At 39.7% G+C, this 17,066-nt stretch carries 10 protein-coding genes; 6 read left to right on the forward strand and 4 right to left on the reverse strand.

The genetic code is table 11. The features are described 5' to 3' along the window. Positions 1-28 precede the first annotated feature (28 nt). From SLH46_RS11370 to SLH46_RS11380, 3 genes are all read right to left on the reverse strand, one after another. Positions 29-1,588, reverse strand: coding sequence for a RagB/SusD family nutrient uptake outer membrane protein (locus SLH46_RS11370; RefSeq protein WP_320281306.1), 1,560 nt, complete (start codon positions 1,586-1,588; stop codon positions 29-31). A gap of 24 nt (positions 1,589-1,612) precedes the next feature. Further along, positions 1,613-4,651, reverse strand: coding sequence for a SusC/RagA family TonB-linked outer membrane protein (locus SLH46_RS11375; RefSeq protein ID WP_320281307.1), 3,039 nt, complete (start codon positions 4,649-4,651; stop codon positions 1,613-1,615). Between the two features lie 139 nt (positions 4,652-4,790). Then, positions 4,791-6,434, reverse strand: a complete 1,644-nt coding sequence (locus SLH46_RS11380) for a carboxylesterase/lipase family protein (RefSeq protein ID WP_320281308.1) — start codon at positions 6,432-6,434, stop codon at positions 4,791-4,793. A gap of 217 nt (positions 6,435-6,651) precedes the next feature. Between SLH46_RS11380 and SLH46_RS11385 the strand changes: the two genes are divergently transcribed. The 6 genes from SLH46_RS11385 (at position 6,652) to SLH46_RS11410 (ending at position 15,851) form a co-directional block, all read left to right on the forward strand. Beyond that, entirely contained in the window at positions 6,652-10,683 is a 4,032-nt protein-coding gene (locus SLH46_RS11385; protein ID WP_320281309.1) for a two-component regulator propeller domain-containing protein, read from the forward strand. A 229-nt stretch (positions 10,684-10,912) separates the two neighbouring features. Further along, a complete protein-coding gene (locus SLH46_RS11390; protein WP_320281310.1) occupies positions 10,913-12,700 on the forward strand; it encodes a carbohydrate-binding domain-containing protein in 1,788 nt (595 codons plus the stop codon). 4 nt (positions 12,701-12,704) lie between these two features. Next, a complete protein-coding gene (locus SLH46_RS11395; protein WP_320281311.1) occupies positions 12,705-13,583 on the forward strand; it encodes a polyphosphate polymerase domain-containing protein in 879 nt (292 codons plus the stop codon). After that, entirely contained in the window at positions 13,528-14,193 is a 666-nt protein-coding gene (locus tag SLH46_RS11400) for a DUF4956 domain-containing protein (protein ID WP_320281312.1), read from the forward strand. The genes SLH46_RS11395 and SLH46_RS11400 overlap by 56 nt, the downstream gene beginning before the upstream one ends. 2 nt (positions 14,194-14,195) lie before the next feature. Continuing rightward, a complete protein-coding gene (locus tag SLH46_RS11405; protein ID WP_320281313.1) occupies positions 14,196-14,828 on the forward strand; it encodes a DUF2490 domain-containing protein in 633 nt (210 codons plus the stop codon). 303 nt (positions 14,829-15,131) lie between these two features. Then, complete coding sequence (locus SLH46_RS11410; protein ID WP_320281314.1) at positions 15,132-15,851, forward strand: hypothetical protein; 720 nt, start codon at positions 15,132-15,134, stop codon at positions 15,849-15,851. A 156-nt stretch (positions 15,852-16,007) separates the two neighbouring features. Here the strand turns inward: SLH46_RS11410 and SLH46_RS11415 are convergent, their stop codons facing one another. Further along, on the reverse strand, positions 16,008-17,024 hold the full coding sequence (locus SLH46_RS11415; protein ID WP_320281315.1) for a Kelch repeat-containing protein: 1,017 nt from the start codon (positions 17,022-17,024) through the stop codon (positions 16,008-16,010). Between the last annotated feature and the right edge of the window lie 42 nt (positions 17,025-17,066).

Below are 17,066 nucleotides of genomic sequence, written 5' to 3' on the forward strand. Positions count from 1 at the left end.
ATTTAAGATCCTGCATAAAATCCTGTGATTACCAACCTGAATTTTGAACAATATTTTTGTTTAACTGAATTTCGGTTGACGGGAATGGGAACAAATAGTTCTTGTCCTGGAAACCATATTTTCCTTCGCTGTTTCCGGTAGATTTGTATGAAATAATACCGTTCGACGACATAACAGGATAGGTCTGGCCCTGTCCGTCGAGGAATGATTTTGCATCACCCCAGCGAATTAAATCCTGGTAACGTACATCCTCGAAACAAAGTTCCAATCTACGTTCTGTTTTAATAGCGTCCATTGTTGCGGTTTTATTACCCAGTTTAGCGCGTGTACGTACCTCATTCAGGTAAGTATCAGCTTTGCTCTGATTTCCTGCCAACAGGTTAGCTTCCGATGCCATTAATAATACATCGGCATAACGTATAAGTCTTACGTTGTTATCCCATGTGTAGTTGTAACCGGCTGCAGGAACTCCGTCTTTGGTGATTCTGTTTTTCCAAAAGAAATAACCTTCATTAATGATTGTTTTACCGGCATCCAGGCTAACACCCATTTCCTGCACCTGCTCATAGGTTTTTAAACTCTGGTTCAAACGATAACCATCAGCACCTTCTTCAGCGACAAATGCCTCGTACAAACCTTTTTGTGGAGCACAGAATCCCCAGCCAAGGTCAGCTAAACCTAACGCTGTTACAGGTGTATTTGTAAAACGGTCGGTACGCCAGTGAATCATCAAATGGTAAAAATCGAAGTTGTTCCAAATATTATTATCATCAACAACACGGTTACATTCGAACATCGATTCGCTGTTGTTTTTATTGCTGAACAACAAGATATCTTCGTATTCACCATCGTAAAGCGCATAAAGATTAGAGTTAATTACCGACTCAAATGCAGCAGCTGATTCAGAATATTTTTCCTGGTACAGGTAAGCTTTACCCAATAAAGTCTGTGCGAATTGTTTGGTAACACGGTAAACTGTCTTATCGTTCACGCCTGATTTTTCAACCAAATTACCCGATGCAATCGCTTCAGTTAAATCTTGTTCAACAAAGGCCCATAATTCTGTAGGGTCGCCATTTGCCATTTGATATTCAGAAGGCTCAAGCGGATGATCCACTAGCGGTGGAGTTCCCCACAACGAAATCAGATCGATGTATGCAAAAGCGCGAAATACTCTCGCTTCAGCAATCATTTGCTTTTTAACGTCTGTATCAGGCTGAATGTATTGCATTACAATATTTGCATTGTAAATAATGTTGTAGTAACTCTGAAAACAACCCGAAAGGAAACCATGCTCGGCACTGAAGGTAAACTCGTTCATTTTCTCCAGTTCGTTATTATCGCCGCGATCGGCACCACCTGCCCAAACATCATCGGAGCAAATGTTTTTCAGAAATTTATAATTGTACTGCAAGCCGATCAGTTCGCTGTAAAGAGCGGTAACTGCTCCCTCTGCACTTTCGTCGGAACCATAATATTCTTCCAGACTGATGGCTCCTTTTTGTTCAATCTCCAATTGGTCCTGGCACGATAGCGTGGTAAACACCATGGCCACGGCTGCTAAATATATTAATGTTATTCGTTTCATTTTTATTCGAATTTTTGGTTAAGATTAGAATGACACATTAAAACCAAAGATGATTTTCTTTGAGTTCGGATAACTTCCTTTATCCACTCCCAGCGCGTTTCCAACACCGGTAACTTCAGGATCGAAACCAATGTATTTGGTAAAAGTGAAGTAGTCTTCCAACGAAGCATAAACTCTTAGCTTTTTCAATCCCATTTTGTTGAGAAGTGAGCCCGGAAGTGTGTATCCCAATTGAATTTGTTTGATTTTGAAATAAGATCCATCAAAAACAGCAGCCGATGAAGTATAATATTTGTCCATATCGTTGGCACCTGCGCGTGGTCTGATTCCGTTTGTGTTTTCAGTTGTCCATCTGTCTTCAGTAAAATAAGTCAGGCTGTTTACTGCATAATCGGTACGGTTCAAACAAGTGAAAATATCGTTTCCGTACGATCCCTGTCCAAACACAATTGCATCGAATCCTTTGTAAGCTGCAGTTAAAGTAATACCGTAGGTAAGATCAGGAATACCTTTACCTAAATCAACTTTATCATCGTCGTTAATGAGATCATCAGCATTTTGATCAACAAAAACAGGATCTCCTGTAGCTGCATCTATACCCTGGAACTCGTAACCATAGAAGTACCATGCTGGTTTTCCCACTTCGAAACGAGTGATACCACTTGTGGTATGGAAACCTGCTCCGGCAATGTAATCCAATGATTCGTGAATATTGGTAACCTTGTTTTTAATGGACGAGATATTACCGCGAACATCATAAGAGAAATCACCTTTCATATCTTTCCAGCCAAGTTCCAGTTCAAAACCTCTGTTCTCGATGTTACCTGCGTTGATTGGTGAAGCGGTGTTACCCACAATTGTAGAAGGTGTAATTCCTGTTACAATCAGATCTTTGGTTTTTTTATTGAAGTAATCAAAAGTCAGCGATAATCTGCTTTCAAGGAAACGGGCATCGATACCTAAGTCGGTTTGTTCTGCAGTTTCCCATTTTAACTCTTCGTTACCCGTTGTAGACGGCTTATAACCAACACTGTAGATTGGATCAGAACTAAACGGATAACTTCCGGTACTGGTTACCGAAGTGAGGTAAGCATAACTTCCCAAACCGGCCAACGAACCGTTTTGTCCCCAACTGGCGCGCAATTTCAAAAAGTTTATCCACGATGAAGCATCTTGCATAAACGATTCTTTAGAGGCTACCCAACCAAACGAACCTCCAGGGAAATATCCCCAACGGTTATCTACCGGAAGGTAAGCAGAGTCGAAAGCATCAGTACGCATTACAATTTCTGCCAGGTATTTTTCTTTGTAGTTGTAACCCAAACGTCCGAAATATGCATTTTGAGTGCGTAAGGTAGGCTCGCCACCACTAACATCTTTAATCGCTTCCGAAGTTGCATAACCAAAATAGTAGTAACGTGGGTCATCACGTAATACACCTAAGTTATCGTCGGTACCGGTTTTGCTTCCCGAAACGCCAAAGTAACGCATCTTGGTAAACGATGTACCAACCATTGCCGATAAATTGTGCTCACCGAAAGAACGGTTGTAAGTGGCAAAGTTTTCCCACTGAATGCGGATATTGTTAGAGCTTGATGCGCTTAACGACATAAAGTTCTGATATGACATTGAGTTCGCGAAATAATCATGCGAATAACCATAGCTTTCGCCGGCGCTCAGAAGGTACGAGAAACGCGAAGTTGCTACAAGCCCTTCAATTGGTTTCAGATTTAAGAAAGCTGTTCCATTAATGTTAAAACCTGCACTTTTCGAATAAGATTTATCTCTTAAAATTAAAGGGTTAAGGTTTTCGCTGGTTAGGAATGGCGATACACTGTAATAGTTACCGTTTCCATCGCTTAAAAGTTCGCCAACACCGTTGGCCCTGTAATTAGCCAAAGCATTTGCCATAATATCAGGCATATTATCTTCGGTGTAAGTTACCGCTGTCATCGGATCCAGCTGAAGTGTACTCAAAATAAGCGAACCATATTCCGAACCTTCAGAAACCGATCTTCTTTCGTAGTACTCCAACTGATTGTTTGTACCAACTTCTAACCATGGTTTAATGTGGTAGTTGGTATTAATCATACCGGTGTAACGTTTGTAAGTATCGGCATCGCCAATTACCATACCGTTGTTATCCAAAATACTTCCCGACAAATAATAACTTCCTTTTTCGTTACCACCCTGGAAACTAATGTTATGACGTTGCATTACCGACGACTCGAAAATCTCGTTCACCCAATCGGTATTTTGCTCAAAATCCCAATACTGGTAAACACGGTCCATACTGAATTTACCGGCTTCGGTCCAGTAATCAATAAATTGTTCCGAGTTCATTACGTGAGGCGTTTGACCAATACTTTGAATAGTGTATTGGAAATCATAAGAAAGTGTACCTGTACCTTTTTTACCCTTTTTAGTAGTAATAAGTACAACACCGTTACCGGCTTGTGCACCATAGATAGCAGCCGATGCAGCATCTTTTAAAATTTCCATACTCTCGATATCGTTTGGCTCGATACCTGCAATCGACGAAGCAATACGTCCGTCAACTACGTACAAAGGATCACTTGAGTTATTGGAGTTGATACCCCTGATTCGGATAGTTGGTGAACTACCTGGCGCTGCAGAGTTTGAATAAACCTGCGTACCGGCTGTTTTACCAGAAATTGCCTGAAGTGGGTTCGTAATGGTACGGTTCTCCATGTCTTCAGATTTAACCTGCGAAATAGCACCGGTAACCGAGCTTTTTTTCTGAACACCATAACCAACTGCAACCACCTCTTCGATGGCGATGTTGGCACTTTCTAAAGTTACACTAATGCTGGTTTTTCCATTTACCGCAACCTCCTGCGAATTCATACCAATAAACGAAAACAATAACGTTCCGTCAGATGGTACATTTTTAAGCATATAGTTTCCGTCTATATCGGTAATGGTACCGTTTGTTGTACCCTTAACAACAACCGTAACACCGGGTAGCAATTCGCCACCGCTGTCTGCCACAGTTCCTGACACCTCTAGATTTGTTTGCGAAAATGCTAATGTGGAAATCATTAAAAACCCAATGATTAGCATTTTAGATAAAAGCCGATACGATTTTAGTAAAGATCGTACGGAGCTTACGTTGTAATTCCTCATAATTTAATTTTTAGTTACTATAAATTTGAATAGTTCTCTTTATTAGTTTCTTGTATTAGTTCTGTAATGTTGGAAATGAGTTCACCACTTCCATTAGTTCTTTATCGTGATTGTAGACGACTTCACAATCTTCATTAAAAAGCATTGTGGCGCCTTTTTGAATAGAAAATGGTTCCCAGTGAGGCAATTTCCCTGTGTTCGGATTTCCGTTTTTTGCAAAACTTATCCAGGCCGAACTCATTTTTTCGGCCAGTTCGTATGCTGCCTTTCCCCCACCTGTCATTTTTTTACTGCGCGAAATATTGTCGAATACAAAAGGTAACTCCATACAATGCGTTGAGCGGAACATACCATCCAAAACGGGCGATTCCCAGGTAAACAGGTAGGTATAAACGGGCGCTCCCTGCTGCGTGTACTTTAAAGCAGCGTGTTTTAAAGCGGCTGGCCGGAATATAAAATCTACATCAAGCAGATCTTTCGCCTGATAATTGGGATATGCTTTTTCAAATGCATTAAGAAAAGTACTAAGGTTAGCGCCATACTTTTTTTCAAGCGTTGCTTTTGCACCGCTCATACTTATATTTCTTATTGAAGGATTGTAAGTACTGGCCGTAAATTCGTGCAGAGTGGTTCCCACTAACAAAGGAATTTCTTTCGATTGCTCGATCGCCTTTGTCTCAAATGGCTGCCATGGCAACACATTACCGTCAACTGTTGGAGCCCAACCAAAAATTAGTGAGTTGAAACCATTATTTTTTGCTTCCACCTCAATTTTTTTGATGGCATTATTACCGGCCTCAAGAAGTTTCTCATAAGGAACAGCGCTTAACTCATCTATTTGTGATGCTTTCAGTCCCAACTCTTCCATGGTTGCCACACCTATTTTTCTGGAATAACCGGCTTCCATAGTAGTTAATATAGAACCACTTTGTACAATAGCTTTTTGGAACAATCCCGATGCAGCCGGAGTAGCCATTAAAGTGCTTACCTTACCTCCTCCACCCGATTGGCCAAAAATCGTTACATTCTCAGGATCGCCGCCAAACTGGTCAATATTGTTTTTTACCCATTTTAAAGCAGCTACAAGATCGAGCATTCCAACATTTCCTGATTTAGCGTACTTTTCGCCAAAAGCTGATAAATCGAGAAAACCCAGCACGTTTAATCGGTGATTGAGCGACACAACAACTACATCGCCCTTTTTACACAAAGCAGCACCATCGTAGGCAGGAAGTTCCTGTCCCGATCCGGCCGAATATCCACCACCGTGTAACCAAACCATCACCGGACGTTTTTCTTTCACATCCGATGTCCAGACATTTACCCGGAGACAATTCTCGTTAGCATAACCATCATCCCAGTCAAAAGCAAAAGCCTGCTCATCAGAATACCAACCCAGTCGTTTTTCCTGCGGACAAACCGGACCATAAGCGCGGCTACTTCTTATTCCATCCCATGATTTTGGAGAATGTGGAGGCATAAAACGTTCGGCTTCGGCATAAGGAATACCTTTATAGATATAAATGCCATCTTCAAGATATCCTGCAACTTTTCCGGCCTCAGTTTCTACAACTGTAATGTCGTTTGATGCAGTAACCTTATTCCGACATGTAATTTCTGTGTCATTTTTTTGTGTTTCTACACACGACACAGTCAACAATACAGAAAGAGTCTGAATGATTAGTTTTATTGGTCTCATAAGTAGTCAGTTCTATCAGATTTTTGACTTTACAATGCTACAGAGATCCATTTTCAATCATTTTTCAGTTTGTCCTAAGTGCTTTATTATCTGTTCAAATTCACTTTCGTATTTGTTCAAATTCTTTTGATTTTATTCAAAGCATGCACCTACAACATAAAATCAGAAAGCTAGCCGGGTTTTATTGCTATTTTTGCTCCAAACTCAATAAGACTTAATGAAACGAACGATATTTTTAATTCTATTTTTTGCGTTTGCAATTCTTGCACGGGGAGAGTCGGATTCTGCCACAGAATCTCCAACCGAGAGCGGCATAATTGTTTCCAACGAAATCTCCAATCAGTATATTTCTTCTTTTGCTGAAGATGCATTTGGTCACATTTGGATTGGAACAATTCGGGGATTGAATAAATTCAATATTAACGAGTATCATCAATATTTTAATACCGAAGATTCGCTGAGTATTTCGAACAACCGGATACAACAAATTTATACCGACACGAAAAAACGACTTTGGATAGCAACAATCGACGGTGTTTGCAGATACAACGATCAGGATTGTTTTGACCGCGTTCCGATTGAAAGTACAAGTAGCAATGCCCTGTATTTTTTTGAAGACAATGATGGCAAACTTTATTTAAACCTGAATTTCGAGATTTGTGTGTACAACGAAGAACAGAATAAGTTTGAGCCGGTGATTCGCGAACTGGATTACGAAAATGTACTGAGTTCGTGTTTTGTTGATAAATCAAACAATATATGGATTGTTACTCCTTCGCTGGTAAAATGCTATAACAGTCATAACTACCAGTTAAAACAAGAGCTGAAACGCGATAAGTACACCACCTTTTCGTACCTCGATGAAAATGGCAAGTTATGGCTCTCGTCATGGCAAAATCTGGAAATTTACGATACGCGAAGCGGAAAATATACTGAAGTTCCGCGAGGCATTGAGCAGCATCCGGTGTTAAAAAATGCCATTATCTACCGCATGCATCCTTACAATAATTCGTCGGTATTGATACTAACGCAAAAAGACGGGATTTTCCTGTACAATAAAGTCACAGAAACCATTATCCACCAATCAGAAAGCGGATTCCCGTTCAACGCACCAGATTTTGATATTGTTTCCATTTTCACCGACTCGCAAAAAAACCTTTGGATAGGGTCCTACGATCAGGGCTACAAAGTTATCTATCATTATAAAGAACGGTTTAACAACAACCAGTTTTTACAATCGAAATTAAAAGGTAAATCCGTTCTTTCGGTAACAACCGACAACGACAACAATTTATGGATTGTTACCCGCTCCGATGGTATTTTTTTGTATCGCAACGATAATCACGAAATACAACATTTCACCAATCAGGAGTTGTATGCTTTTTGGAATTCGTTTCAACATACAGCCGGCAAAATTTATATTGGCAGCGACAATACAATTTGGGTATTATCCGACTGGATGCTGCTAAAAATGCGCCTCGAAAAAGACAAATTGGCACTTAAGAAATATTACTATTTCCCAACGGGTTTACTATCGATTACTGAAGATGCCAAAGGTAATATTTGGCTGGGCGGCAAAGAACAGTCGATATTCGTTCTCAACAAAGGCGAAACGGCATTCGATCAATTTCACTTATACGGAAAAGAGTATAATTTTACTCCTGGCCTGTTAACGCTGTCGTCGGGAAATATTTTGGTTGCATCCTTTAATCACGAATTACAATTGATCGATGCAGCCTCAAGGGAGGTTACACCAATCCCCATTAAACATCTAATTAAAAAGACTGCCTTTGTTCCTGTGTGTCTTTTTGAAGATGCAGTTGGAGATGTTTGGATTGGTACACTTAACAATGGTATTTACCGACTTTCGATCCGAAACAACTCGATTGAACAAATTAACGGAATTGGCTGTACCGACATCAGCAGTATTACTGAAGACGTTGCAGGGAATATTTGGGTTGGAACTTTGTTTGGCTTAAGCAGATTCGACAGAACCACACAACATTTTATTAATTATTATGCAACCGACGGAATTGGTGGAAACCAGTTTAACGAACGGAGTGTTTGCCGGCTTTCGGACAATACACTTGTGTTTGGAGGAACCCATGGATTAACGTTTTTCAACCCGATCGACATCAACTATAAACAGAATATTCCACTGGTTTTCGAAAATCTTAAAATACACAACAAAATTGAGCAACCGGCCACAAGCGAAAGTATCGATAAACATCTTTCATATAATCCTGATATTACTATCGATCATGATCAGAATAGTTTTACCATTTCGTTTTCGGCTATCGATTACGGTGAGTACGAACGGGTAAAATATGCCTACAAAATGGAAGGCTACGATAATGTTTGGATAGAAGCCAACAGCAGCCGACAGGCCTATTATTCGAACTTACCGGCCGGAAAATACACGTTTCGCGTAAAAATCTTCAACAACGAAAATACTATTACCGAAACCCAAAACGAGATTTTTGTGCGCATAAAACCGGCACCGTGGGTTAGCTGGCCTGCCCTATCGCTTTATTCCATCCTGTTTTTATGTATCGTGTTTATTGGGGTGCGCATGCAACGTCGTATAAAAACAAATAAAGATAAAGCCTTAAAAGCCGAAATAGAAAAAGAGCAGGAGCACAAGGTAAATAAGATGAATATGAGCTTTTTTGCCAATTTATCGCACGAATTCAGAACACCTTTAACTATGATCTCCGGCCCGGTTACCATTTTAAGCAACGACGCAGGTATAAAAGACGAATCGAAGCAGTTGATCTACATGATTCAGCGAAGTGTAAACCGCATGCTGCGATTGGTAAATCAGTTGATGGATTTTAACAAACTCGAAAACGACACGCTTAAATTGAAGGTGGAATCAATCGATATAATATCGGGACTGAATCGTACCATCGATATTTTTAAACTGAATGCCAAGGAAAAAGAGATCGATATTAACACCTATGGTTTGGAGGATGAATTTCTGATGTGGACTGATCAGGACAAACTGGAGAAAATCGTCACAAACCTGCTTATCAATGCAATAAAATTTTGCGGGCCAAAAGGAAAAATCGGAATTAATTTCGATGTGGTTTCGCGCGAAGACATTGAGCATGTTTTTCCTATAACAGTGCAGGATGCCAGCACACAGTGGGTAAAAGTTGCCATCAGCGATACGGGAAAAGGAATTCCGGAAGATAAACTGGAAAAAATATTCGAACGTTATTACCAATTGAACAATCAAACCAAAGAATATTATAACTGGGGAACCGGAATCGGGCTTTACTATTCGCGCCGTTTGGTGGAAATTCATCATGGTTTTATTAAGGCAGGCAATAACGACGAAGGCGGGGCAACATTTACATTTGTTCTTCCAGTTTCGCAACAGGCTTATTCTCCTGAAGAAAGACAGCCGGAATCGGAAACACGTCAAAATGAATACATCCCCTATCCTCCTGAAAACGACTATAAATATGAGTTTTCGAAGGAAAGTTCCACTCAAAAACAAAAGCTTCTAATCATCGACGACGAATCGGAGATTGTTCATTACCTGAAAGCGCTTTTATCGCCGTATTACGAAGTGAGTTATAAGTTTGATGCCGATACTGCATACAAAGCGCTAAACGAAATTGAGCCGGATTTAATTCTTTGTGACGTTGTAATGCCGGGAACCGATGGTTATACGTTTAGCCGAAAAGTAAAAGAAAGCCTGTCCTTCAGTCATATTCCAATCATTTTGGTTACTGCAAAAGCTACTGTCGAGAACCAGGTGGAAGGTTTAAATACCGGAGCTGACGCCTATGTTACCAAACCTTTTGATCCGAATTATTTACTGGCGCTTATAAACTCGCAGCTGAGTAACCGAAAGAAAACCCAGCGTATGTTGGTTGGCGTTACCAAAACTGAAAAAATTGAACAGGATATTCTTACTCCACAGGATAAACACTTTATGAGTGAGTTGTATAAACTGATGGAGAATGAGCTTTCGAATTCGGAACTGAACATCAACCGAATGACAGAAGTTCTTAAAATATCGCGGACAAAATTCTACTATAAAGTAAAAGGTTTGACTGGTGAAAATCCGGGAACACTGTTTAAAACCTACAAGTTAAACCGTGCTGCCGAACTTATTCTGGAAGGGAATATGAATATTTCGGAAATTGCTGATATGACAGGATTTAGTACACCGTCGCATTTTTCGGTAAGTTTCAAAAAACACTTTGGAGTATCGCCGAAAAATTATCACGGCTAAACAAATCCTAACCTTTTTTAGCTGAGCAGTTAGTAAAAATTGAAACGACATAAAAGCGCTAAAGACAAGATCTTTAGCGCTTTTGTTTTGCTGACATTCACCCCACGCTCCAGTAAGCATCGCTGCAGGAAGCGATTTAATCTAATTGTAATCTTTTTGTAATATCCGGTAGGGAAATCCGCTTATCTCCTGTATAAAACACAACAACAATTTTACACAACTTAGGATAATGAAACAGAAAACTTTATTGATTTTCCTTGTAACATTCATGTTCACATTTTCATTTTGGTCATGCGATGTTATGTCCACAGGATTTGATGATGACACCGAGGAAACAGAGGAAGAAGCAGAGGCGGCCGACAACGAAGAAGACATTGATGATGCCGTGGCGAATAACGACGGCGACCACGACGAAACTTCGGATTACACATGGAGCAATTCGGATGTTGAAACGGTTACACTAAACGGTAGCTCTGTTACCGAAAGTTCGGACAACATCAGCGTCAGTGGTAGCAAGCTTACTATTAGTGCGGCCGGGAACTACAGTTTTAGCGGCAGTTTAAGCAACGGACAAATTATTGTTGATGCAGCCGAAAGCGATTTAGTGCGGTTAATTTTAGATGGTGTTGATATAAGCAGCTCTAACAGTGCGCCCATCTATATTAAAAGTGCAGAAAAAGTAATTGTGGTAGTTAACGAAAACACTGAGAACACATTAAGCGACGGCACTTCGTACGACTATGATGATGCTGAAGATGAAGAACCCAACTCAACAATATTCAGTAAAACAAACCTTACTGTTTTTGGCGATGGGAAACTTACCATCGACGCCAATTTTAACGATGGTATTAACTCGAAAGACGGTTTGATTGTAGATGTAAATCAGCTGGAAATTGATGCTGTTGACGACGGAATCAGGGGTAAAGACTACCTGATTATTAAAGACGGAACGATAAACATTACCTCAGCTGGTGATGGTTTAAAATCGGATAACGACAACGATGAAACACGGGGATATATTCAAATCCTTACGGTTGACATTGATATTACTGCCGGTGGCGATGCTATCTCTGCCGAAACAGATATTCTGATTGAAAACGGAAATTTCGATCTTACAACAAACGGTAACAGCTCCTACAGCGATACTTCGCTAAAAGGTCTGAAATCGGGAGTGAATCTGATCGTTAATGCCGGTACTTTTGCAATTAATTCGGCCGAAGATGCCATTCATTCCGATCAAACTATAACGCTAAATGGCGGTACGTATACGATTTCGGCAAGCGACGACGGAATTCATGCCGATTACGATCTTACAATTAATTCAGGAGATTACACCATTACAAAATCGTACGAAGGAATAGAAAGTACGTCGGGCGATTTGCGTATTGATGGTGGTACATTTGATATCACGTCGAGCGACGACGGACTTAATGTTGCAGCCGGTGGCGACAGTATGGGTGGTGGCCCCGGAGGATGGGGAAAATCAGCCACAGCAAGTTATACCTTATACCTGGCACCGGAGTTTATGGCTGTAAATGCACAGGGCGACGGCCTCGACTCCAACGGATCGGTTGAAATGAGCGACGGAATAGTAATTGTAAACGGTCCAACCGGAAGTGGAAACGGGATTCTCGATTATGATGACTCTTTTATCCAAACCGGCGGAACATTAATAGGTGCCGGCAGTTCAGGAATGTTGCAGGCTCCCGGATCCTCGTCGAGTATCAACTGCGTAGCGCTTGTTTTCCGAAGCACAAAAGATGATGGCACTTTATGTCATATCGAAACTGCTGGTGGTGAAGAGTTGGTAACCTTTAAACCGGCAAAAGATTTTCAGGCCTTTATTTTTAGTTCGCCAGAGCTCGACCAGGGTGTGAGCTACAATTTTTACAGCGGTGGTTCGGTTAGCGGCACAGAAGAAAACGGGTATTACACCGATGCGACCTATTCAGCAGGTACATTACAAAAAACATTCACGCTATCGCAACGCGTAACAGGATATCAATTAAGCAATTAAACAAATGCAGATAACATCGCTTTTACAACGGTTTGAGGCCATTTCATTGGATGAGATGGATGACGTGGCCCTGCTTAACCGTTTCGACTCAAAATACCAGCTTTCGGTTAGTAAGCTCAGCAAAGTCCTCGAAGCCATAAAAGACGACTATTTTATTTTAGAAATTGAAGGAAAACGAAAACACAAATACAGCACTATTTATTACGACACCGGTAGTGATGAGCTGTACACCAGCCATCACAACGGCCGGCTGAACCGTTTAAAAATCCGAAAGCGTGAATACCTCAGTTCGGGGATGTCATTTCTGGAAATAAAACGGAAAAATAACAAAGGTAAAACCAGGAAATTAAGGATGGTTGCCGAAAATAAAAATTCATCGTTCACATTAAAGGAACTCGACTTTTTATCGGCAAATACCAACTTCGATTTCATCTTGTCGAACTTTACCTTGCCGGTTAAAAACACCAACGCGTTTGAACGTATTACGCTGGTTAACAAAGATTATTCTGAACGTTGCACCATCGATTTGTCAATGGTTTCGTATTCGAAAAACAGAAAAGTTGAAATGGATTCGATGGCAATTGTGGAATTAAAGCAAGGAAGTGTGAATGAAAAAACACCACTTGCCGAAGCACTCAATCAGTTGAGAATAAAACCACAGGGATTTAGCAAATACTGTATTGGCCGTGCGTTTTTGGAACCGGATTTAAAACAAAATTTATTTAAAGAAAGACTCATACAATTAAAGAAACAATTTAATGGCTCTATAGTATTGAAGCCAACAAAAAACAGTACAACATCAATTTTTAACGAAAACAAGAAAAACAATGGATCAGTTACAGGATACGATTATAAAAGAGCCACTAAGGTGGTTGGACATTAAGGTTATTAATCCCTCGGACTTTACCGAACTGTTGGTCCGACTGGGTTTAAACCTTTTGGTAACCTTTGTTGTGGTACACTACATTTATTCAAAAAACAGCAACAGAAAGGATTTCTATTTCAGCTATTTTTCCATCAGCATGACCGTTTTTGTGTTATGCTTCCTGTTGGAAAGTGTTAAACTTGAACTGGGATTTGCGCTCGGATTGTTCGCTATTTTTGGAATCATCCGTTACCGAACAGATGCCATCCCGATTAAAGAAATGACCTATCTTTTTGTAATCATTGGCATCTCGGTAATCAACTCGTTATCAAACAAAAAAGTTAGCCATATCGAGTTAATGTTTACCAACGTTGCTATTGTTTCAACCATGTGGATACTGGAAAAAGCCTTGCTTTTAAAACAGGAAATTTGCCTGGTAATTAACTACGAAAACATTAACAACATTAACATTAAAAAGAAAGCCGAGTTGTACGCCGATATACAGGAACGTACGGGTATTAAAGTAAAACGTATTGAGATTGAGGAAATCAACTATCTGCGCGATGTCGCCAAAATAAAGGTTTTCCACGATATAAATGATTCTAACGGCGACACCAACACTTTTTGAAGATGATGAAGAAACTATTTTTTACAATTAGCATAACCCTATTGTTTGTTCAAGCGTATTCGCAACGCACCTGGTTTAATGCCGATTTCTCAACCGAAATTGTCAAAGACCTTGAATTTTCGGTATCTCCCGAAATTCGTTTCAAAGACAATTTCGAGCTGAACGAGTATTTTCTGCAAACGGCACTGGAATACAAATTTCATAAGTACTTTAAACTGGGGGCCGGTTATCGGTTTGGCTACAACATTAATGGCGATGATGAGCACGAATCGTTTGGCCGTTTTCATGTTGACGCAAAAACCGGTTATAAATGGAAAAATTTCAATCCGAAATTCAGGCTGCGTTTTACCAATGCCGATGATTTTGCCGACGACAACGAAGCAACCAATTACCTGCGTTATAAATTCGAGCTGGAATACAAGATTAAAAAGCTTGATCTGGAGCCTTATGTTGTAAGCGAATGGTACCAGGATCTAGATGCCAGCGAATTTAGCAAACAACGGCTCGAAGGTGGTTTGATGTATAAAGTAAACAAACACCACAAAATAGGCGCTTATTACCGCGTAAACAAGTATTTAAACAGCACAAAAGAAAACCGAAACATTGTAGGCTTAACGTATAAGTTTAGTCTATAGCTGGTTTTATTATCATAAGTTCCAAAAGGAGGCAATTGTGCCTCCTTTTTTTATTTGCGCTCATTTCTAATTACTTGAATTAGTATCCAGAACGTCATAAACTGATTAACAATATATGCAGAGGTGAGAATAATAGTATATCTTGCACTGTAATGATCCTTTCGATAGGTTAAAGCTGGGCATATCAAAAAGGATAATAGAAAAGTTAGCGCAATGAAACATTTGATTTTATTGATTTTCCTCTTGTACCAATTGAATTGTTTGGGCCAGACAATTCAAAAATTTCTTATCAATGACTATAGGTTGAACGATACAACTATTACCGAGATTGTAGAAACTATAAGATATTTCGATTCATCAGGGACAAGTACATACAAGAGGACTCATTACTACAATTCAAAAGGATTTATTACTAAGATGGTAGGTCTGGATGCAGAAGGTAAACTGAGTACAAGGATGAGCTATGACTATGATGTTCTGGATAATCTAATCGAGATTAAGGATGAAAAATGGAATCATTCACTAGGTTATTCACTGATTACAACCAGATTTAATTTTGAATCACGTGATTTGAAAGAAATCGTAACCATTGGAAATAATGGCAGTACAGCTAGTAGATCAATAGTTAATACGGAGAATGGTTATCCAATTAAGATTACATCGTATGACTGCGACAATTCATTGATTGGATATGAAATTGCTGAATATAATTACGACAAGAATGAAGTATTAATCAAAGTTTTTAATGGTCAAGGGAGCATTATTGGAAAAACAATTGACTTAAAACTGAATTTGAATGATGACGATAATTTTAAAGAGGAAGGAGTTACAAAAAATAACTTTGGAGACATAATTCAGGAACTCAAACCCGAGTGTTTATCTTGTGATGATATGTTGGTTCATAAATATGAATACAAATATGACGATCACAATAACTGGGTTAGCAAGTCATCTTATAGGGTAATTAATGGCAAAACAGAAAAGGTTTTAAAAATTAGAAGAAAGATAAAATATGCAACCTAATGCATTGGACAGGATTTAATATATTCCAAACAAACGAAAGTATAATCCAATCCACTAATAATCGACAATTCGAAAAGAAGCAAACAAAAAAAGCGCTTATAAATAAGCGCTTTCCGTTCACAAGAAATATATAACTAACTGTCCCTTCAGACATTATTAATTATCCTCATCGTATTCTAAGTTCGGATCAAAAGTCCAGATATCATCGAAGTAATAAGTGGAACTTCTTCCGGTGGTAACATACCCTCTCGAACCAATTGCAAAACCAACTGCTTCTGTTCTGGTTGTTCCTTCAAATGATGTCTTTTCTGCCCACAAATCTGTAGATGGATCGTATTCCCAAATGTTGCTTACCATCGATCCGGTACTACCCGTTGCAATGTATCCTAAGCCATTAATTGTAAATCCAACTCCGTTGATACGTGCAATTGAAATATAATCGTCATCGTAACTTAAATCGTCGTCATCGTCTGATATCGGTCGTTTTTCAGTCCAGTAACCGGTTGATGGGTCAAACTCCCACAAATCGTCTTCGTAAACGCCATTATCCAAACCTGACATTACATAAGCTTTACTGCCAATCACGAAACAAGCGGCATCACGTCGTTTCGATCCTCCAATACTGATAATCTGCTCCCAGCTGTCGCTTTCAGGCGTATAGGCATAAAAATCTTTCAGGTAGTTTCCGTCGTAACCACTACCGATATAACCTTTTCCGCTAACTGCGAAACCAACAGAACCGTAACGTGCGCTTCCTAAAAAATCAGCTTTTTGAGTCCACTCATCTGACGTTGGATTATATTCCCAAAAATCGTTCAATTCATCTTCGCCGTCGTATCCGGTACCAACATATCCTTTACCGTCGATACTAAAGGCTACAGCACCATTTCTGGCTTTTCCCGGAAACGCAGCAACCTTTGTCCAGAAATTATTATCAGAATCGTACTTCCAGAAATCATTCAGGCGGTCGTCGCCATCATAACCCAAACCTATGTAGGCAATATCGTTAATTACAAAACAAACAGCGTCGCTGCGTGGCACACCGTCAAAGTCCGACATTTCCCACCAGTCGCCATCTGTAATCTCATCGTCATCATCGTCGCTGCACGCAGTAAGTGTTGCAAGCACAATAAATAAAAAGTATAAAAGAATGTTTTTTCCTGTCTTCATCATGACTAAAAAATTATTTGTAATTGTTTAATTCGGTAGGGCAAA

It is taken from the genome of Draconibacterium sp. IB214405, from assembly GCF_033963885.1.
In the GTDB taxonomy this organism is placed as follows: Bacteria; Bacteroidota; Bacteroidia; order Bacteroidales; family Prolixibacteraceae; genus Draconibacterium.